The organism is Vibrio sp. 1078-1, from assembly GCF_033340475.1.
Genome location: NZ_JAWOWM010000571.1, coordinates 1 through 601, shown reverse-complemented (window position 1 = coordinate 601; position 601 = coordinate 1). Strand labels below are relative to the sequence as shown.

1 protein-coding gene is annotated in these 601 nt (G+C 58.2%); it reads right to left on the bottom strand.

The features are described from left to right. Nucleotides 1-601 (bottom strand): RHS repeat-associated core domain-containing protein (locus tag R7190_RS28845; protein WP_318138062.1); only part of this gene is annotated, 601 nt, incomplete at both ends.

The following is a 601-nucleotide window of genomic DNA, read 5'->3' as shown; positions in this document are numbered from 1 at the left end:
TAGGTGTTAATCCCACCAGCCAGCCCAATCGGGTCACTGGTGATGTAACGCCCGGTATTCGGGTCGTAGTAACGCCGCCAGTTGTAGTGGAGCCCGGTCTCCGCGTCGTAATACTGTCCTGGGAATCGCAGGTTGAAGGTTGGCCCCTGGATGATGATGCTGGCCTTACCGAACGGGCTGTAGCTCGCCTTCCAAACGACTTGGCCGCTGACGTCGGTCAGTGCCTTCGGGGTGCCCAGGTGATCGACGTGGACTTGGTAGGTCTGTCCTGACTGAACAAAGCCCAAGGGTGTCCCATCGAGCCAGATGTACTCCGCCAGCACGTCTCCAGTGGCCGCGTCCAGCTCCTCGATGAGGTTTCCTGCCAGGTCGTAAACCAGCAGCCGGGTATGCCCGTTTAGGGTCTTGGTTACACGCTGATCCAGATGGTTGTATGTGTAGCTTACAGTCACTCCCGCGACCGTTGCGGCCACCAGCCGGTTCTGGCTGTCATAGGTGAAGGTATCCGCCCCCTGCTTCGTCAGGTTGCCATTGGCGTCATAGCTTCTGGAGGTTTGCCCGGCCTTCACCAACCAGTTGTTCATGTAGTTGATGGTGTAGC